Origin of the sequence: Pseudonocardia sp. CA-107938 (assembly GCF_050936315.1) — a bacterium.
In the GTDB taxonomy this organism is placed as follows: Bacteria; Actinomycetota; Actinomycetes; order Mycobacteriales; family Pseudonocardiaceae; genus Pseudonocardia.
In genome coordinates, this window is record NZ_JBNJNA010000001.1 from 4,759,509 (window position 1) to 4,777,815 (window position 18,307).

Below are 18,307 nucleotides of genomic sequence, written 5' to 3' on the forward strand. Positions count from 1 at the left end.
TGAGCTCAAGGAGGAGCCGCCATGAACCCGAGCGAGGACCGCGCGCAGGTCTGGGAGGAGTCGCGCAAGCGGCTCATCCCCGGAACGGTGATCGGCAGCGTCATCGAGTGGTACGACATCGCCATCTACGGCCAGGCCGCGGCGCTGGTGTTCAGCACGCTGTTCTTCCCGCAGTTCTCCAGCACGGCCGGGCTGGTCGCGGCGTTCGCCACGTTCGGCGTCGGCTACTTCGCCCGCCCGCTCGGGGCGATCCTGTTCGGCCACATCGGCGACAAGTACGGCCGCCGCATCGCTCTCGTCGGGACGCTGTTGCTGATGGGCATCGCGACCGTGGCGATCGGGCTGCTGCCGACCTACGGCGCGATCGGGATCCTCGCACCGGTGCTGCTGGTCCTGTGCCGGCTGCTCCAGGGCCTGGGGGTGGGCGCGGAGTACGTGGGTGCGGTCACGATGGTCGCGGAGTTCGCGCCGACCAGGCGCCGCGGCTACTACGCGTCCCTGCCGGCCGCGGGCGTGTTCCTCGGCATCGGGCTGGCCGCCGCGGTGAGTGCTGCGGTCGCCACCCTGCCGCGCGAGCAGCTGCTGAGCTGGGGCTGGCGGGTGCCGTTCCTGCTGAGCATCGTCGTCGTCGGCATCGGTCTGCTGATCCGCCTGCGGGTGCCCGAGACGCCCGTCTTCGAGGACCTGCGCGCCGCGCGGGCCCGTACGAAGGTGCCGGCGCTGACGATGATCAAGGTGATGCCGAAGCGGTTCGTGCTGGTCATGCTCACCAACGTGGTGATCGCGCTGAACATCTACGTCGTGCAGACGTACTCGCTGAGCTACCTCGCCGGGAGGGGCGTGTCCGGCTCGACCGCGCTGGTCGCGCTGTTGTTCGGGTGCGCGGTCGGTGCCGTGGCCATCCCGCTGGTGGGCATCTACGCCGACCGCGCCGGCCGGAAACCGGCCTACCTCGCGGTGACCGCCATCTGCGCGATCGTGCCGTTCCCGTTCTTCTGGCTCCTCGACACCGGCAACACCGCGCTCATCCTGCTCGCGTTCGGGCTCGCGTTCGGCAGCTGCCTGGCGGTGTTCGGGTCGCAGGCCGCCTACTACGCGGAGCTGTTCCCGTCGGCCTACCGGTTCAGCGGCTTCGCGCTCAGCCGGGAGATCACCGGCGCTGTGCTGTCCGGCCCCGCCCCGGTCATCGCCGTCGTGCTCGTGGCGCTGCGCGGTGGCGACCCGGCCCTCCTGGCGGTGGCGATGATGGCGACCGCCGTCATCAGCCTCCTCGCCGTCCTCGCCCTGCCCGAGACCCGGGGCATCGAGCTCGCCGAGGTGAGCGACGCGACGCCGGCGCCGGAGCGGTTCCCGAGCGATCCCGTGCGGACCGTCGCCGGGACCGACTGAGCGATCCACGCACGCGAGCTGATACCCGACCGGCACCGGCTGGAACCCGCAGTGAGCCCCCGCTGCGGTCCGGCAGGTCGAACCGCCGCGGCCGATCCAGGACGACGCCGACTCGCTCGCGTTTCCTGGGTGCGCTGCCTCGGGGCGCGCCGTCGAGTGCGCGGGTCCACCTGGCGCGGGTCTGCGACCCACGTCGCCCAGGAACGCGACCGAGGTCCGTGCACGAACCCGGGGAGGCTGATTGGCTGCAGGCGTCGAGAGGAGGCGCCATGTTCGAGTTGAGTCCGGTCGACGCGGATCCCCGGGGCCTGCGCGAAGCCTTCGCCTGCTTTCCGTCCGGCGTCGTCGCCGTGTGCGCGATGATCGACGGATCCCCCGTGGGAATGGCGGCCAGCTCGTTCACTTCGGTCTCCTTGGCTCCGCCGCTGGTGTCGTTCTGCGCGCAGACCGCGTCCGCGACGTGGCCGCGCCTGCGAACTCGGCCGCGGCTGGGGATCAGCGTGCTGGCCGAGGCCCACGACAGCGCGTGCGTGAGCCTGTCCCGCAAGACCGGCGACCGGTTCACGGACGTGGACTGGGAGGCGACCGAGAGCGGCGCGGTCATCGTCCACGGTGCGACGGCCTGGCTCGAGTGCTACCTCCACTCCGAGGTGCCCGCCGGAGACCATTCGATCGTCCTGCTGCAGATCCGCGGGATGGAGACGACCCCGGGCGTAGCGCCGCTGATCTTCCACGGGAGCAGGTTCCGGCGCCTGGTCGCCCTGAGTCGCTCGGCTTGAGCGGTCCGCGAGAGAGGTGCGATCGACAACCGCGAGATCGGGGGAGCAACGATGGTCGTCGAAGTGACCGGGTCCCATGCCGTCGTCAAGGACGGCGACGACCTGACCCGCCTGGAGGTCTCGACGAGGGTGTCGCTCGCGGAAACCGATGCCGCCCTCCGGCGGGCCGGGCTCGGCCAGCTCGCCGCCGACGGCCATGCCCATCTGAGCACGAGCGCACTGTTCACCGCAGCGTCTCCCCACCTGGCCGGCTGGCGGGAGATGCTCGCCTACGCCGAGTCCAACGGTTGGATCAAGGATGGCGGCGCCGTCGTCGTGGCTCACGTCGAGCGACCGTGAGATGCCGGTGGGTCACGAGCAAAGGGACGCGCGATAGTCCAGCCACCCGGTCTGGAACTGCGTGACTCACGTCACGACCAGGTGTGATGGCCGTCGTCGCACTTCCGCGACGGGGGCCCGAGACTCCCGCTCGTTCGGCACAGGTTCGGAACAGCACCTGCTCAGGTTCGTCGTTCACTCAACCTCTGAAAGGACACCGATGTCTTTTCCACAGAGACGCGACCGGAATCGGTCGGCGGCAGTTCTGGCGGGTCTGCTCTCGGCCGTCCTGACGCTGAGCGCGTGCGGCGGAATCGGGAACAGCCAGTCCTCGGGAGGGTCCTCCGGCCCGGTCGCCTACGACGACGACGCGACCGTCACCTTCGCCGGACCGCTCGTGGGTCTCGACCTGGATCCCTACAAGGCCGGTGGCCTCATCGGCGGCATCATCGACATCTACGACCCGCTGATCACCCCGCAGTTCGACCTCAGCCTCAAGCCCGGCCTGGCGACCGACTGGTCCTGGTCGCCGGACAACCTGAAGCTCACTCTGAACCTGCGCCAGGACGTCACCTTCTCCGACGGCACCCCGTTCGACTCGTCGGCCGTGGTCGCCAGCCTGAACCGCGCCCGCTCCGGGGAGACCTCCACCCAGAAGAACGCGCTCGCGCCGATCACGGACGTGAGCGCGAGCGGGCCCCACTCCGCCGTCGTCACGGTGAAGCAGCCGTTCCCGGCACTGCCCTCGTTGCTCGCATCTCCGGCGGGTTTCCAGATCAACCCGAAGCTCATCAACAACCAGCAGGCGATCCTGAGCGGAGCCAAGGGCATCGGGACCGGTCCGTACGAGGTGACGAGCTTCAAGCCCACCACGAACTTCGAGCTGACGAAGCGGAAGGACTACTGGGACGCGGCGAGCATCCAGCACGCGCCGACCAAGTTCACCTTCCTGTACACCAACGACGGAAACGCCCGGCTCAACGGCTTGAAGAGCGGCCAGTACCAGGGTGTGCAGTCCACCGGTACCCCCGGGCTCACCGGGCCCGGCGCACTCCAGCAGACGAACAAGGACTTCGAGAACACGCTGGCCCCCAGCCTCTACATCTTCGGGGTCTCCTTCGCCTTCGACCGGGCCCCGTTCAACAACATGAAGGTCCGGCAGGCGATCCAGCACGCGGTCGACTGGAACTCGATCACCCCGAAGGTGCTCTCGGACGCGATGCTCTGCGAGCCGAACCCGCCCGCGCAGCTCCCGACCGCCGAGCAGCTCGGCTTCAACAAGGACGCCAAGGCGCCCGCCTTCGACGTCGGCCTGGCCAAGCAGCTCCTCGCCGAGGCGGGCTTCCCGGACGGCAAGGGACTTCCGCCCGTCACCGTCACCTCGTCGACGGCATCCCAGGACATCGTCGCCGCCCAGGCCATGCAGCCCGCGCTGGCCGCCATCGGCATCACCCTGAACATCAACAGTCAGCCCTCCCGTACCTTCCAGGTCGCCCAGGTGACCGGCGGCAACGCCCAGATGATCACCGTGAACCTGACCAACGGCGGTGGCATCGACATGTCGCTGGGCTACAACATCGGCGTCCTCTCGCCGCCCGGGTGGGTCGACTCGGCCAGCCCGGAGGGCAAGCAGTACGCCAGCCTCATCCAGCAGGCGGGCCAGAACCCGGCGAACGAGCAGCGCACGCAGCTCTACCAGCAGGCCGAGCAGGTCGCGCAGCAGAACGCCTTCTACATCCCGTTCTGTCGGACCCAGGTGGGTTACGCGCACACTGCCAAGGTCGACGTCAACAGGACGTTCTGGTCGCACTACGGCGCCGTGAAGGCGAGCTCGCTGACCGTCGCCAAGGCTGTGTGATAGATGAATCGCGTGGCCGGAAAGGTCGCCTTCATCACCGGAATCGCACGCGGCCAGGGTCGCGCCCACGCTGTGCGTCTGGCCGAGGAGGGCGCGGACATCATCGGCATCGACGTGTGCGCCGACCTCCCCTACGTCGACTACCCTCTGGCCACCGAGGACGACCTCCTCGAGACGGTGCAGCTGGTCGAGGCCCTCGGCCGCCGGATCGTCGTGGGGAAAGCTGATGTGCGGGAGCCCGCGAGCATGCGCGCTGTCCTCGACGAGGGCGTCGATCGGCTCGGTCGGCTGGACTTCGTCCTCGCGAACGCCGGTGTGATGCCCACCTGGGGGCGGTTCGCCCAGCACCGGGAGGCCTGGCAAGTGTGTCTGGACGTCATGCTCACCGGCGTCCTCAACACCGTCGAGCTCACCTACCCGATCCTGCGTGACCGAGGCGAGGGTGGCTCGATCGTGATAACCGGATCGATGGCGGCGACGAAGCCGATGATGCGTACCGAGGGATCGCACACGCTCGGTCTGCTCGGGTACGCCGCGGCCAAGTCCGCACTGGTCAACCTCGCCCAGAACTATGCGAGCTTCCTCGCCTACCACCACATCCGGGTCAACGTCGTCCATCCCACCGGCGTGGACACGCCGATGATCAACAACAGCATGATGGACGAGCACTCGGATATCGCCAACCCCGAGGACCGGCTGGTGCTGGTCAACGCGATTCCCGTGAACCGGGTTGAGCCGATCGACGTCGCGAACACGGTCCTGTGGCTGTGCTCGGCGGAGTCGCGGTACTTCACCGGCAACGCCGTGCGCATCGACGCCGGAGCCTTCCTCCGATGAGCGGTGCGTTGATCGACGACCTGCTGGCCGGCGTCACCCCCGCAGGGCAGCAGCTGCTGATCGACGGTGATTGGCGCGACGCATCCGACGGCGCCGCGCTCACGTGCATCAACCCGTCCACCGGGGAGCCGATCGCCAAGATCGCTGCCGGGACGGCCGCTGACGTCGACCGGGCGGTGGCCGCCGCCCGCCGCGCCTTCGGCGGCGCCTGGGCCCGGGTGAACCCCGCCGAGCGGACCCGGATGATGCTCACGCTGGCGGATCTGATCGAGGAGAACCTGCTCGAGCTACGCACCCTGGACGCGCTGGAGATGGGCAAGCCGCTGCGGCTCGGGCCGGCCGACCCGAGCGGCGCCGCGGACGTCCTACGGTACTTCGCAGGCTGGACCACCAAGATCGCTGGCCAGACGCTGCCCAACTCGCGGCCCGGGCGTCTGCTGTCGATGACCTACCGTGAACCCGTCGGCGTCGTCGGCGCCATCATCCCCTGGAACGGGCCCTGGGGCGCCGTGCTCTGGAAGCTGGCGCCGGCGCTGGCGACCGGGTGCACGGTCGTCCTGAAGCCCGCCGAAGAGGCATCGCTGTCGTCCCTGCGCATTGGCGAACTGGTCCAGGAGGCCGGCTTGCCCGACGGAGTCGTCAACGTCGTCACGGGCAAGGGGGAGACGGTCGGCGCCGCAATGGCGGCGCACCCGGGCATCGACAAGATCGCCTTCACCGGCTCCACGGAGACCGGCAGGCAGATCGTCCGGGCGGCGTCCGGCAACCTGAAGCGGCTCTCGCTGGAGATGGGCGGCAAGTCGCCGGACATCATCTTCGACGACGCCGACCTCGACAAGGCCGTACCGGGCGCCGCTACCGGCGTGTTCTCGAACTCGGGTCAGATCTGCTGCGCGGGTACCCGCATCTTCGTCCAACGCGCGGTGTACGACGAGGTGTGTGCCCGGTTGGCCGAGGCAGGCCGAGGCATGCGGGTGGGCAACAGCCTCGATCCGGAGACGATGATCGGGCCACTGGTATCGCAAAACCAGTTCGACCGTGTGCGCGGGTACGTCGCCAGCGGGCAGAAGGAAGGCGCACGGCTGGTGTCCGGGGGCGAGCGGGTCGGTGACCGCGGGTACTTCCTGCCTCCGACCGTCTTCGCGGACGTCACCGACGACATGTCCATCGCCCGCGAGGAGATCTTCGGGCCGGTCGCGTCCGTGCTGGTGTTCGATGACGAGGACGAGGTGCTCGCGCGGGCGAACGACTCCGAGTACGGCCTTGGCGGCGGTGTGTGGAGTCGGGACATCGGCCGGACCATGCGCGTGGCCCAGGGCCTGCGGACGGGTACGGTGTGGGTGAACACCTACCTGCACCTCGACCCGGGCGTGCCCTTCGGCGGCCACAAGATCAGCGGATGGGGCAGCAGCTTGGGCCCGGAGGCGATCGATGGGCACACCGTCACCAAGGCCGTGTGGGCCGACATCGCGCCGTGACCGGGGCGGGCCTCGTCCCTCGGCTTTCCCAGCCGGGCGGCCCGAGGACGCGGATCACCGGATCAATCCCCCGACTTCGCCGCCGGTCCCGCGGCGGCCGCCTGCCTGGCTCATTCGGCCGGTCATTGTCCACGGAGATGAGGGGCATCCGGTTCGCCGTTCGACGAGTCCGATCAGCTGCCGGTGCTCCTCGCGTCCGCTCGGTTGATCGGGGCGACCCATTCCGCGAGGACCCGGTTCGTGTAGGCCGTGTCGATGTACATCCGCAACCCGGTGATCATCCGACGGTCCTGGTCGACGTCGATCCGCACGAAGTACCAGTTGTTGTAGTCGAAGCTCGGGAGCTCGGCGTGGCTCTCGAGCTCGGCTGCGACCTGGTGTCCCTCCGCGAGCAGCGACTTGACCGTGAACCGGACCCCGATGCGGGAGTCCTCGGCCATCGACCGGATCCGGCGGAGCTGCTCCGGCAGCGACCGCACGGATCGCGTCTGCAGCGTCCACCACTCGCCGTCCGGATCGAGCATGGCCTCCGCGCGCTCGTAGTCGGACTCCGAGATCGCGGCGAAGAAGTCGCGCACGATCTGCTTCGCGGTCTCGGCGGTGCGATCGGTCGCGCTCATCGGATCGACGCGACTGTCATGGCTCACGAGGTCCTCGCCGAGCGGGCCACCGTCGCGGCGGCGTGCCGGCCGGCCTGGCGGCCCATGGTGAGAGCGTTGCCGATGCTGGTGGCACCCACGTAGTGGGGTCCCAGCACCCCGCCGCCGGCCTCACCGGCCGCGTACAGCCCGGGGATGACCCGCCCGTACCGGTCCACTGCACGGGCCCACTCGTCGATCTCGATGCCGGGATGGGTCAGGACGAGCTGGTTGGGCAGGGTGCGCACCGCGTAGAACGGGGGCTCGGCGATGGGATCGGGCGTTCCGTAGCCGTGGTCTTCGAGGCTCTCGTGTCGCAGGAAGTCCGGGTCGGTGCCGGTCGGCACCGTGTCGTTCCACCGCTTCACCGTGGCCTCGAGGGCCTGGGCCGGGAGATCGAGCTGGGCGGCCAACCCGGCCAGGTCGTCGGCTGCGAACGTCCGCCCGGCCTCGACCTCGGCCAGGATCCGATCGGGGGACCACGCCGGATACCCAGGCTGGAGCGCACGCCGCCCGGCCTCGTCGAAGATCATCCAGGCGCTGCCGCCGATGCGTTCGAACAACGTCCACGCCGCGGTGTACGGGGCGTCCTCGTCCATGAAGCGCCGGCCGTCCGGGTCGACGAGCACGCGGGCGACCGGCGGGAACCCCGCCTCCCAGTGGTGGTACTGCTGGAAGTAGGCACCGATGATCAACACGCCCCACCCGGTGCCCACGATCGAGCTGTTCGTCTGCTCGGCGAACGCGATGTGATCGCCGCGGCTGCCGTCGGCGGCGACGACGAACAGCTCGTCGCCCGGCCGCAGCGCGGCGGGGAAGAAGCGTTCGAGCAGCTCCGGATTGCGGGCCATGCCGCCGCTGGCGACGACCACGCTGTCCGCGGTTACCTCGATGCCGTCGGCGAGCACGCCGGTGACGCGGCCGTCGGCGACGAGGATGCGCTCGATCCGGGTGTTGAGGACGACCTCCACGCCCAGGCGCTTGCGTTCCGCGTCGAGCATCCGGGCCAGTCCGTACCCCTCCCCGGCGGGGATGTGCCCCCGCCTCGGGCTCTCCGTCTCGACCCGGCGGATACCCGGCTGGTGCGAGTTGGTCGACAGATGCGGTGGCACCTCGTGGCCCAGGGTCAGCAGCCACTCGAAGGTGGCCGCGGACTCCGTGCAGTACCGGCGGATGAGCCCGGGCTGCAGCGACCACTGGTTGAGGTCCATGTAGTGCTGGTAGAAGCGCTCTGGCGAGTCCTCCAGCCCGAGCGCGGCCTGGACGCTGGTCCCGGCCGCGTAGAAGACGCCGCCCGAGAGGGCCGTGGAGCCGCCGATCCGCCGCTCCGACTCGAAGACGATGACGCGCGCTCCGCCGTACGCGGCGTGGATGGCCGCGGACAGGCCCGCACCACCCGCCCCGATGACCACGACGTCCCACTGGTCGGACATCTCCATGCGGAGTTCTCCTTCCTCGGGGCCGCTCAGGCGCAGCTGACGCCGCCCCAGCGGTTGGACTCGTGGACGACCTGCTCGGCGATGAGACGCTCGCGCGTCTCCTTCCACATGGTCGCGACCTCGCGCCAGTCCGTCACGACGCTCTCGGGGTGCGCCTTGCTGCGGGCGTTGTACACCGGGCACCAGTCCCGGCCGGTCGGCTCGCCGATGGGCTGGAAGCGCAGGTCGAAGCTCCACCGGATGCCGTCGCTCACGTTGGCGAGCGAGCCGTGGATGGTGCGCCGGTGGAACAGGACGATGCCGCCACTGCGGACCGGCAGGGGCAGGCCGTCGTCGTAGTTGCGCGCGCTCGGCGGGATGTGGGTGCCGCCGTGGTCACCGATGCAGTGCTTGACCATGCCGCCCTTGTGACTACCGGGGATCACGCAGAGGCAGCCGTTCTCGACGGTGGCGTCGGTGACGGCGACCCAGACGGTGAGCATGTTCGACTCGTCAACCACGGGCATGGCCACGCCCTGGTCCTGGTGCCACGCCGAGCGCTTGACGTTGGTGTGGTCGAACGTGTCGGACAGCAGGCGCTCCGGGGGCTTGATCCGGGTTCGCTGGATCGGGTTCGACTGGATCTCCGGTCCGATGAACTGCTCGACGACGTCGAGCAGGCGCGGGCTGTTGAGCAGGTTGAACAGCGCCGGCCCGTAATGCATCGTGATGCTCGGGTCGACGCTCTTGCTCGGCAGCGAGATGTCGAGCGGCATGTAGCCCTTCGCTCCGGTCTCCGAGAGCACCCGGGCGAGGCGCTCCGGGAACGCGAGGTCCGCGTAGTCGGAGGAGAGCGTGCCGTCCGCGACCCAGCCTGCGACGAGCCGATCGATGAGCTCCATGTACTCGGCCACGAGCGGCTTGATCTCGGTCTCCTGGTCGAACACGTCGTTGACGACCAGGTAGCCGTTCCTGTCGAAGAAGTCGAGATCGGCCTTCGGCGGGGCCACCGTGCTCATGTGTTCCTCCACAAGGTTCACGTCACCGTGAATGCGATCCGGGAGTGGGCGACGCGGCGCCCCTCCGATGCGTCCTCCAGTGTCATCAGCCGTCGCGGCAGGGGGTACGACCCATGTCACGCGAACCGGTGAGCCCGCTCACCGCCGGACCCGGCTCGATGCCCCCTCCCTCAGTGCCGCGACGTGACCTGCTCTGCCGCCTGCTTGAGTGCCTGGAGTGTGTGCTGCAGGCCGTTGACGGCGAGGTCGCGGCGGATCGTGATCTGCGTGTCCGCCTCGTCGCCGAACCGATTCCGGTAGTTCTCGACACCCTCGGGCAGCAGGTGCCAGGACTCGGTGAGGCGGGTGGCCCCGGCCTCGGGGACGAACGTGTAGGTCCAGTCCACGCCGATGCCCTCGACCGTGAACGCGAAGCGCCGGCCTCGGTCGGCCGCGATCACCCGGCAGCGGGTCTGCCAGCTGTTCGCCGGTGTCGCGTTGCGTCCGGTGAACCGGCTGCCGACCGTGGGCCCGGCACCCGGGTCCCACGTGCACCCGGTGCACACCGGGCTCCACTCACCCATCCTCGAGACGTCGGACACCATGTCGTACAACGTCTCCGTTGTGGCGTCGACGAGCACGGACGCTGCCCGGTAGAAGTCGGGATTCACGGAGGTCACAGCGGGTCTCCCTGTCGAAGGTGCCCGGGCGGGCGATGCCCATCCGACCAGCCGAGCGACCGGCGGCGTAGAACGCGCATCACGGCTCCCGGTGACCCGGATCACGGATCGTCCTGCCCGCCTTACGGAGATCCGCCACGGTCAGCAGCACGAGAGCGGCGGTCATGGCGGCGAGCAGCCAGCCGATGGTGTTCAGTCCGCCCACCCCGGGATCGACGGCGACGACGAGGCCGGTGAAGGTCGACGCCGCGACCGAGCCGATGTAGGTCGCGGTGCGGTAGAGGCCGAAGGCAGTGCCGGTCCGTCCCGGAGGGGCGTGGTGGTAGGTCGTGGTCTGGTTGCCGATCGACGCGGCGCCGACCGCCGCGCCGAACACGGCCATGAGCGCCATGACGAGGACGAGCGGTGCCCGCGGGGTGAGCACGGCCAGCAGGAGCGCTCCGCCGAAGAGGCCGGCGCAGGCGATGACGAGCGCCGTCCGCGTGCGGCCGGACCTGCCCAGCGGTCGGACGACCAGGATGGTGGCGATGGACAGCGGCAGCACCGCCAGGCCCACGTGCGCGGGATCCAGGCCGCGGGCGCCCTGGAGCCACTGGGCGACGGCGTACATCACGCAGTTGCCCGCGAACAGGCACAGCACCGCGCGACCGTAGCCGCGCAGCAGCGGCAGGTTGGTGGCCAGCAGCCGCAGGTCGATGAACGGGTACGCCGCGCGGCGCTCCCGGAGCGCGAGGCATGCGGCGGCGCCGCCGGCCAAGGCCGCGGCAGACCAGTTCACCGGCGGGAGGCCGGTCAGCAGGATCAACAAGCTGAGGACCATCGCACCGAACGCGACGATCCCGGCGACGTCGAGCTGCGACATCAGCCCCGGCCGGGCAGCGAGGGGATGACCGGGCTCCTCGGTCGGCGGATCGGAGGGCAGCCACCAGAGGGCGAGCACCACGACCAGCACGGCGAGTGGAACGTTGACCAGGAACGCTGCTCGCCAGCCGGCCGCGCTGATGAGCAGGCCGCCCAGCGGCAGGCCGAGCAGCATCGTGGCCTGGCCGAAGACAGCGAGGCCGCTCAGCACCGCGCCCGGGGCCTGGGTCAGCCCGAGGACGGTGGCGCGCCTCCTGATGAGGAGCATGGCGCTCGGGAAGGCGGCCGAGGTCCCCAGCCCGATGAGCACCCTCGCCCCGACCAGCAGCGCCAGGTCGCTCGCCAGCCCGCCGAGCAGCCCGCCCGCGATCGCGAGGCCGGATCCGACGAGCACGATCCGGCGGGGACCGAACCGCTCCGCGAGCGTGCCGGCGGTGGGTTGGGCGATCGAGCTCGTCAGGTAGAGAGCCATGACCAGACCGAATGTGTCGCCCACCGGGACGTCGACGGAGGCCGCGATGGGGACCAGAGCCGTGACCAGCAAGGAGGTGTTCGCGGGGTTCAGCGCTGCGGCGAGGTACAGCGGTGTGGTGAAGCGCCAGGAGAACCCGTCGCTCCCCGACTCGCTCAGAGGTCCAGCACCAGACGGCCCCCGCGGGACCGGGAGACGCACGGCATCATCACGTCGTTGGCCGCCTTCTCGTCGGGACTCAGGACCGCGTCGCGGTGCAGCGGCGTGCCGGAGATGACGCGGGTCTCACAGCTCCCACAGGTGCCCTCGCCGCAGGACCAGGTGATCAGGATTCCCTGCTCCGCGGCCGCATCGATGATCGACATCCCTGGGGGGACCTCGATGGTCACGTCCGACTGCGCGAACTCCACCTCGACCGCCGTGTCCTTCGACGTGTCGAACTCGAGTGGGGCGAACCGCTCCACGTGCAGATCGACACCGGCGGCACCGCACGCCGCCTCGACGGCCTCGATCAGCGGCTCCGGCCCACAGCAGTACACCGCGGTGCCCGGTTCGAGATCCTCGATCAGGGCCGGGATGTCGAGCAGACCCACCTCGTCCTGGGGATGCAGGCGCACCCGGTCGCCGTAGCGCGCGAGCTCCTCGACGAAGCTCATGGTGCTTCGACTGCGACCGCCGTAGTCCAGACGCCACGGGACACCCCAGTTCTGCACCTGGCCGATCATCGGCAGGAGCGGGGTGATGCCGATGCCTCCGCCGATGAACAGGTACGCCTGCGCGTCGACCAGCGGGAAGTGGTTGCGGGGGCCGCGGACCTCGACGGTGCTGCCCTCGACCACGCTGTCGTGGATCCGCTGCGAGCCGCCACGGCCGGCGCACTCGCGCAGCACGCCGATGCGCCAGCGGCCGTCCTGGGCCGGGTCCCCGCACAGCGAGTACTGGCGGATCAGCTCCCCGTCCAGCCGTACGTCGATGTGGGCGCCGGGCTCCCACGACGACAGGTCCTCGGCCACGAGTTCCAGCGCGACGACACCGTCGGCCACGTACGTGCGCCGGTCCACCGTCGCGGTGTGCCAGCGCTCGGGTGTCGTGGTGACAGAGCCGACCAGGCTTGCCCAGGGGTTGTCCGCCAGCCCGCTCACGGCATCCTCACCCGGGCTTCCCGCAGAGCCGGCGGGCGGGCGGTCTCGGTCCTCACCGGGCGACCTCCAGAGCACGTGATCGGCGCATCACTGCGTGGCGCCATAGGGGCACAGTAGGTGGCGACGCGCATCGCGTCGGCGACCGAACTCACCGCCGAAGGCGACCGCGGTCCACCTCGGACCGGTACGTCGCCGAACACCGAGCGCACACCGGGGACTCGCCGCTCTCACGACGGTCAGTCGTTCGCGTGGCTGGGCAGGGGCGGGGTCTCGACGCCCTGGCCCCGCAGCACCCGGTTGGCCAGGTCCGTGTCGTAGTAGTTCCACGCCCGGACGACCCGGCCGCCGTCGAGCTGGAAGAGGAAGTGGTAGATGTTGTCGTAGTCGCCCTGCACGGCGAACTCCGCATGGCTCTCCACCACGACGGCGACCCTGTCCTCCTCTGCCGTCAGCGTGCCGACCCGGAACTCGATGCCCCCGGTCGTGGTCTCGCTGTTCAGCGCCGCGAACCGGTCGATCTGCGCGCGGCAGGAGCGGGACCTTCGGCTGGCCAGGTTCCACCACTCGCCGTCCGGGTCGACCAGCTCGCGGACCCGGTCGAACCGGCTCTGTGACCAGGCCTCGAACAGCTCGCGGACGATCGCCTTGTTCGCGTCCACGACCGACGGCGGGCTGGTGGAGCTCACCGGGCCGCCACCGTGTCCACCGTGTTCCATCGGTCGAGGAAGTCCTCGAGACCCTCGGGGGTCCAGGGCTCCGTACGCTCGGTGATCTCGCCCCAGTGGGCGGCGATGTCCTCGACGCTCAGCGGCGCCCCGGACGGGTCGCAGTATCCCGCAGCCACCCTCGTCGTGATCTGGCGAACGCTCGCTGCCGACACCGCGAACAGCCGGCCGGTCACCTCGCAGGCCTCGTGGCACAACCACGCGACGGGCGGGGCCACGGCGGCGGCGCTGCGCTCGACCCCGTCGTTGCGCTTGCGGCCGGAGCGCATCGCCGCGCGCGTGCGCCCGCCGGGGAGCACGGCGTTGACGCGGATGTCGGCCGAGCCGCCGAGGTGGCGGGTCAGGCCGATCAATGCGCCCTTGGCGGCGGCGTAGGCCTCGAAGCCGGGGCTGCCGATCACCCCGCCCTCCACGGAGGCGATGTTGACCACCCGGCCGTAGCCCTGCCGCTGCATGTGCGGGAGCGCGGTGCGCAGGATGTTCAGCGCGCCGAGGACGTGCACGGCGTGGGTGAGCTGCAGGTCCGCCGTCGAGAGCTCGGCGAGCGGGTGGGTGATCACGACGCCGGCGTTGTTGACGACGATGTCGATCCGGCCGAACGCCGTCACGGCGTCGTCGACGATGGTGCGGGCCTGCGCGGGATCGGAGATGTCGGCGGTGTTGGCGACCGCCCGCCCGCCCGTGGCCACGATCGCGTCGACGACCTCCTGGGCAACGTCGCGCCGGCCGGCGTCGGCGGACACCTCCGGCGGCACGCCGCCGTCGGTGTCGTAGCGGTCGACATCGGCGGAGACACCGATGTCGTTGACGACGACGGCGGCCCCTCGCGCGGCCAGCAGGAGCGCGAACTCCCGGCCGAGCCCTCGGCCGGCACCGGAGACGGCGGCGACGCGTCCGTCGAAGCGTTGGTGATCGGTCACGGGTGCTCCCTCAGTGGTGCGGGCGAACGCATCGGTCAGGTCACCGTCGCCCGGTACACCGAGGTGCGGAAACCGTTGTACTCGACCTGGTCGACCGGGGCGATGCCGTCTGCGGGGGACAGGGCGGCCGCCCAGTTGTCCCGCACCTCCTCGATCGACAGGGTGCTCGGATCCGGGCTCTGGTACCCGTGTCCGGCCCAGGTGAAGACCTCGGCGAGGCGCGCACCGCCCGCGGCGAAGAAGCGACCGGAGACGTCGCAGCGCGGGCCCGCCAGCCAGGTCGCGGCGGCGACGACCGTGCTGTCCTCGACCGGCGCGACCGCCGCGCCGTCCACCGGGACGGCGAGGACGGCGTTCGTGGCCACCCCGTCCGCCTTGGCCTCGGCGGCGATCGTGCGCATCATCGCGGTCAGCGCGCCCATGGTCATGTCGTGCGCGGCCAGCTCGCCGTCGTGGGCGTAGAGCAGGCCGGCGGCGTCGGCGATCTCGACGATGCGCCCGTACCCCCGCGACACCATCTGCGGGATCGCGGCCTGTGCCAGGTGGAACGCGGTCGCCACGACATCGCGCCACGCCGCCAGCAACTCGTCGTCGGTGGTGGCGAGCAGCCCGGGGCCAGGCCGCGGCCAGCCGGCGTTCACCACGATGTCGAGGCGGCTGTGCTGCGCCACGCAGCGGGAGACGGCGGCCTCGGCCTCGGCGCGGGTGGCGGCGGCGACCACCTCCACGGTGGCGCCGCGCTGCCGCAACTGGTCGGCGATGCGGCCGACCCGCTCCGGCTCTCGGCCGGAGACGATCGCGACGTGGCCGGTGAGATCGGAATCGATGCTCGTCATGTCGTCCGGCCCCGTCAGACCCACACGAGGTTCAGGCTCTCGGCCATCCGCTGGGTGGCACCGGGCTTGAACAGGTAGCCGGGATCGTCGGCCAGCCGGAGGGTGGGCAGACGGGTCGCCAGCACCTCCAGCGTCGCGCGCACCTCCAGGCGGGCGACGCCGGCACCCGGGCAGTTGTGGATGCCCTTGCCGAAGGCCACGTGGCTCCCGACGTCGGCGCGGTACGGCTCGAACGCGGCGGCGTCGGCGAAGACGTCGTCGTCGAGATTGGCCGAACCGACGAGAACGGCGATGCGCGCATCGTGCGGGATGTCCACGCCGCCGACCTGTGTGTCGACCTTGGTGCGGCGCCAGAGGGACTGCACGGGACCGGTGATGCGCAGGCCTTCCTCGACCAGCGCCGCGCACTCCTTCGGATCGGCGACGAGCGCGTCCCACAGGTGGCGCTCGGTCAGGATCCGGTGCATCAGCATCGTGAGGAAATGCGCAGTGGTCTCGTGCCCCGCGGTGATCATCGTGGTGACCTGGGCGGCGAGCTGGTCGTCCGTCAGCGGGTCGTCGCCGGCGTCGCTGTCCTGGATCATCCACGACAGCAGGTCCTGACCGGGCCTGGCCCGGCGGTCCCGCACCAGCGTGCGCGTGTACTCGAACGAGTCGAGCTGGCTCTGGGCGAGCGCGACCTGCTCCTCCGCCGACGGCGTGCCGTAGCGGAGCTGCACCTGCAGGTCGGTCCATTCCTTGATCTGCTCGAAGTCGTCCTCCGGCAGATCGAGGAGCTTCCCGATCACGTTCATCGGGAACAGGAACGCGTACTCCTCGTAGAACTCGACGTGACCCTTCGCCTCGAAGGCGTCGACGAGCTCGTTCGCGATGCGGTGGAACTCCGGCCCGAGCGGCTGCACGCGTCGGGGCATCAGCGCCGGCTGCAGGTAGCGGCGCAGCTTGGTGTGCTGCGGCGGCTCGCTGTTGTGGATCTTGATGGTCTCCAGCGGCGGCAGCTGGGCCAGCAGCGCGTCGGCCTCCGGGCTGTCCACCGCGAACATCTTCCGCTGGACCCCGGGGGCGAAGACGTCGTGCCGACGGAGCACCTCGACCACGTCCGCGTACCGGGAGACCACCCAGGCGCTCAGGACGTTGCTGTAGAAGACCGGTGCCTCGGACCGGGCGCGGGCCCACACCGGGCCCGGCTCCTCCAGCTGCGGTGAGCGGAACGGGTTGTACTCGTCGGCGAGCGCATGTCGGGGACAACCGGTCGTGGAAACCGTCTTCATGGTGTGGAGCGCCTCCCGGACGACGATGTCTGCCGACCGTCATGGTTGCCGCGTGCAGCGGGTCCGTGGAGGACACAGGTTCCAGCCCGCTGTGACTCCGGTCGTGGCGGGCCTGCTCGGATCTCTCGCATCCTCTGCTCAGGTCCACAGAGCTGCGCAGGAGGAGCCCGAATGGTGACCGTCGGGATGATCGGGTTGGGCGAGATCGGTGGTGCGATGGCTGCTCGTCTGCTGCAGCGCGGTGTGGCCGTGGTCGGCCATGACGTGGATCCAGCGCGCGTCGACGAGGCTGTGGGACTCGGCGCGGTGCGTGCCGAGAGCGCCGGCGACGTGGCCCGTCGTAGCGACGGCCCGATCCTGGTGAACGTGCAGTACCTGGAGCAGGTGTACGCGGTGCTGCACGACGGGGACGGCCTCGCCGAGCACGTCGACGGGCGCACCGTGGTCATCACCGGCACCTTCGGCCAGATCCCGGTCCAGGAGCTCGCGACCGTGATCGAGGCCAGGGGCGCGGAGGTGCTCGACGCGCCGCACACCGGCTCCTACCCCGCGATCCAGGCCGGCACACTGACGTTCTTCCTCGGCGGGAGCCCGGCCGCCATCACGTCGTCGCGGATCGCGCTGGAGAACATCGGCCGCAACATCCACGTGATCGGTGACCGCCCCGGGCTCGGCCAGGTGCTCAAGCTGGTCAACGCCATCGGCCTGGCCTTCAACGCGATCTCCATCTGCGAGGTGGAGAAGATCGCCGAGGCGAGCGGCATCGACCCGGGCAAGGCCATCCGCTGGATCGACGAGTGCAGCGGGTCCAGCTGGCTGTCCGTGCGGATGCCCGACATCGCGGCGACGATCCTCGAGCACAACGTCGACAACCTCGAGAAGGACCTCCGTGCCGTGCTGGATCCCCACGCACCCACCGCGGGGCAACTGCCGGTCACCGCCGCGATGCTGGAGCACTTCCGGGAGAGCTGGCTCACCCGCTCCTTCTGAGCGAACACGGGCGGCCGGGCCCGAGCCGGTAGTGTTCGACCGGACGAGTGTCACCCGGCCGACGACGGCGGTGCATCCCCCTGCAGCGGTCGGCCGCTCCCGGAAGGTGGATCGGAATGCCCGTCGCCGAGTCACCCCGCCCGGAGCGCACGGACGCGCAGCGCAACCGCGCGCGCATCCTCGAGGTGGCCCGCGAGGTGCTCGCGGTGGACGGCGACGCCTCCCTGAACTCGATCGCGAAGAAGGCCGGGGTCGGGCAGGGAACGCTCTACCGCCACTTCCCCACCCGGGAGGCCCTCGTCCTCGCCGTGTACCGGGCTGAGATCCAGCGGGTGGTCGACTGGACGCCGGAGCTCGTGGAGTCCTCCGCGACCGCTTCGGTGGCGTTGCGGGCGTGGTTCGCCCACCTGGCCGAGCTGCTCCGCATCAAGCGCGGGCTGGCGGACGCGGTCACGGCCGCCGGACACGACGCCATGACGACCGAGAGCCACGGCCCGGTGATCTCCGCGATCGCACGGATCCTGCGGGCGGGGGAGGCGGACGGGAGCCTCCGGCCGGGCCTCGACCCGGATGACGTGCTGATGGTGATGAGCTGCGTGTGGCGCGTACCGGCCGGGGAGCAGGCCGAACGCCTGCTGGACCTGATCCTGGACGCGGTGCGCGCCTGACCGATCGGCCCCGACGTGATCGACAGGGA

At 70.4% G+C, this 18,307-nt stretch carries 18 protein-coding genes; 8 read left to right on the forward strand and 10 right to left on the reverse strand.

Features of this window, described 5'->3' with window-relative positions; genetic code table 11:
* Nucleotides 1-21: 21 nt before the first annotated feature.
* From ACQEVB_RS23595 to ACQEVB_RS23620, 6 genes are all read left to right on the forward strand, one after another.
* Nucleotides 22-1,389 carry an MFS transporter gene (locus ACQEVB_RS23595; protein ID WP_432974923.1) on the forward strand — a complete coding sequence of 456 codons (1,368 nt, stop codon included), beginning with the start codon at nt 22-24 and terminating at the stop codon, nt 1,387-1,389.
* A gap of 269 nt (nt 1,390-1,658) precedes the next feature.
* Nucleotides 1,659-2,168 (forward strand): flavin reductase family protein, encoded by a 510-nt coding sequence (locus ACQEVB_RS23600; RefSeq protein WP_432974925.1) that lies wholly within the window; start codon nt 1,659-1,661, stop codon nt 2,166-2,168.
* 51 nt (nt 2,169-2,219) lie between these two features.
* On the forward strand, nt 2,220-2,507 hold the full coding sequence (locus ACQEVB_RS23605) for a hypothetical protein (RefSeq protein ID WP_432974927.1): 288 nt from the start codon (nt 2,220-2,222) through the stop codon (nt 2,505-2,507).
* Nucleotides 2,508-2,568: 61 nt separating this feature from the next.
* Nucleotides 2,569-4,344, forward strand: coding sequence for an ABC transporter substrate-binding protein (locus ACQEVB_RS23610; RefSeq protein WP_432974929.1), 1,776 nt, complete (start codon nt 2,569-2,571; stop codon nt 4,342-4,344).
* 3 nt (nt 4,345-4,347) lie between these two features.
* The gene (locus ACQEVB_RS23615) at nt 4,348-5,181 is read left to right on the forward strand and encodes a mycofactocin-coupled SDR family oxidoreductase (RefSeq protein WP_432974931.1); all 834 of its coding nucleotides are present in this window, start codon (nt 4,348-4,350) and stop codon (nt 5,179-5,181) included.
* Between the two features lie 8 nt (nt 5,182-5,189).
* Nucleotides 5,190-6,659 carry an aldehyde dehydrogenase family protein gene (locus tag ACQEVB_RS23620; RefSeq protein WP_432974933.1) on the forward strand — a complete coding sequence of 490 codons (1,470 nt, stop codon included), beginning with the start codon at nt 5,190-5,192 and terminating at the stop codon, nt 6,657-6,659.
* 173 nt (nt 6,660-6,832) lie between these two features.
* Here ACQEVB_RS23620 and ACQEVB_RS23625 read toward each other — a convergent pair whose 3' ends face one another.
* The 10 genes from ACQEVB_RS23625 to ACQEVB_RS23670 form a co-directional block, all read right to left on the reverse strand.
* Entirely contained in the window at nt 6,833-7,279 is a 447-nt protein-coding gene (locus tag ACQEVB_RS23625) for a nuclear transport factor 2 family protein (RefSeq protein ID WP_432974935.1), read from the reverse strand.
* Between the two features lie 23 nt (nt 7,280-7,302).
* Entirely contained in the window at nt 7,303-8,736 is a 1,434-nt protein-coding gene (locus tag ACQEVB_RS23630; RefSeq protein ID WP_432974937.1) for an FAD-dependent oxidoreductase, read from the reverse strand.
* Between the two features lie 26 nt (nt 8,737-8,762).
* On the reverse strand, nt 8,763-9,734 hold the full coding sequence (locus tag ACQEVB_RS23635) for a phytanoyl-CoA dioxygenase family protein (RefSeq protein ID WP_432974939.1): 972 nt from the start codon (nt 9,732-9,734) through the stop codon (nt 8,763-8,765).
* A gap of 170 nt (nt 9,735-9,904) precedes the next feature.
* On the reverse strand, nt 9,905-10,393 hold the full coding sequence (locus ACQEVB_RS23640; RefSeq protein WP_432974941.1) for an SRPBCC family protein: 489 nt from the start codon (nt 10,391-10,393) through the stop codon (nt 9,905-9,907).
* Between the two features lie 79 nt (nt 10,394-10,472).
* Nucleotides 10,473-11,927 (reverse strand): MFS transporter, encoded by a 1,455-nt coding sequence (locus tag ACQEVB_RS23645; RefSeq protein WP_432974943.1) that lies wholly within the window; start codon nt 11,925-11,927, stop codon nt 10,473-10,475.
* Entirely contained in the window at nt 11,882-12,787 is a 906-nt protein-coding gene (locus ACQEVB_RS23650) for a PDR/VanB family oxidoreductase (RefSeq protein WP_432980523.1), read from the reverse strand. Before ACQEVB_RS23650 ends, ACQEVB_RS23645 begins: the two co-directional genes overlap by 46 nt.
* A gap of 317 nt (nt 12,788-13,104) precedes the next feature.
* Entirely contained in the window at nt 13,105-13,554 is a 450-nt protein-coding gene (locus ACQEVB_RS23655) for a nuclear transport factor 2 family protein (RefSeq protein WP_432974945.1), read from the reverse strand.
* A complete protein-coding gene (locus ACQEVB_RS23660; protein WP_432974947.1) occupies nt 13,551-14,513 on the reverse strand; it encodes an SDR family NAD(P)-dependent oxidoreductase in 963 nt (320 codons plus the stop codon). Before ACQEVB_RS23660 ends, ACQEVB_RS23655 begins: the two co-directional genes overlap by 4 nt.
* Before the next feature lie 35 nt (nt 14,514-14,548).
* Nucleotides 14,549-15,349 (reverse strand): SDR family NAD(P)-dependent oxidoreductase, encoded by an 801-nt coding sequence (locus tag ACQEVB_RS23665; RefSeq protein WP_432974949.1) that lies wholly within the window; start codon nt 15,347-15,349, stop codon nt 14,549-14,551.
* 14 nt (nt 15,350-15,363) lie between these two features.
* Nucleotides 15,364-16,620: a cytochrome P450 gene (locus ACQEVB_RS23670; protein ID WP_432974951.1), complete on the reverse strand. Its 1,257-nt coding sequence runs from the start codon at nt 16,618-16,620 to the stop codon at nt 15,364-15,366.
* Nucleotides 16,621-16,791: 171 nt separating this feature from the next.
* Here ACQEVB_RS23670 and ACQEVB_RS23675 point away from each other — a divergent pair, with 171 nt between their 5' ends.
* Both ACQEVB_RS23675 and ACQEVB_RS23680 read left to right on the forward strand, forming a co-directional pair.
* Nucleotides 16,792-17,610: an NAD(P)-dependent oxidoreductase gene (locus ACQEVB_RS23675; protein WP_432974953.1), complete on the forward strand. Its 819-nt coding sequence runs from the start codon at nt 16,792-16,794 to the stop codon at nt 17,608-17,610.
* 116 nt (nt 17,611-17,726) lie between these two features.
* Entirely contained in the window at nt 17,727-18,278 is a 552-nt protein-coding gene (locus tag ACQEVB_RS23680; RefSeq protein ID WP_432974955.1) for a TetR/AcrR family transcriptional regulator, read from the forward strand.
* The last annotated feature ends 29 nt before the right edge of the window (nt 18,279-18,307 follow it).

What these genes read in the sequence shown, in the direction of transcription:
- ACQEVB_RS23625 (WP_432974935.1), bottom strand. Translation starts at nt 7,279, where the DNA reads ATGAGCGCGACCGATCGCACCGCCGAGACCGCGAAGCAGATCGTGCGC.
- ACQEVB_RS23680 (WP_432974955.1), top strand. Translation starts at nt 17,727, where the DNA reads ATGCCCGTCGCCGAGTCACCCCGCCCGGAGCGCACGGACGCGCAGCGC.
- ACQEVB_RS23675 (WP_432974953.1), top strand. Translation starts at nt 16,792, where the DNA reads ATGGTGACCGTCGGGATGATCGGGTTGGGCGAGATCGGTGGTGCGATG.
- ACQEVB_RS23630 (WP_432974937.1), bottom strand. Translation starts at nt 8,736, where the DNA reads ATGGAGATGTCCGACCAGTGGGACGTCGTGGTCATCGGGGCGGGTGGT.
- ACQEVB_RS23635 (WP_432974939.1), bottom strand. Translation starts at nt 9,734, where the DNA reads ATGAGCACGGTGGCCCCGCCGAAGGCCGATCTCGACTTCTTCGACAGG.
- ACQEVB_RS23595 (WP_432974923.1), top strand. Translation starts at nt 22, where the DNA reads ATGAACCCGAGCGAGGACCGCGCGCAGGTCTGGGAGGAGTCGCGCAAG.
- ACQEVB_RS23605 (WP_432974927.1), top strand. Translation starts at nt 2,220, where the DNA reads ATGGTCGTCGAAGTGACCGGGTCCCATGCCGTCGTCAAGGACGGCGAC.
- ACQEVB_RS23600 (WP_432974925.1), top strand. Translation starts at nt 1,659, where the DNA reads ATGTTCGAGTTGAGTCCGGTCGACGCGGATCCCCGGGGCCTGCGCGAA.
- ACQEVB_RS23615 (WP_432974931.1), top strand. Translation starts at nt 4,348, where the DNA reads ATGAATCGCGTGGCCGGAAAGGTCGCCTTCATCACCGGAATCGCACGC.
- ACQEVB_RS23665 (WP_432974949.1), bottom strand. Translation starts at nt 15,349, where the DNA reads ATGACGAGCATCGATTCCGATCTCACCGGCCACGTCGCGATCGTCTCC.
- ACQEVB_RS23670 (WP_432974951.1), bottom strand. Translation starts at nt 16,620, where the DNA reads ATGAAGACGGTTTCCACGACCGGTTGTCCCCGACATGCGCTCGCCGAC.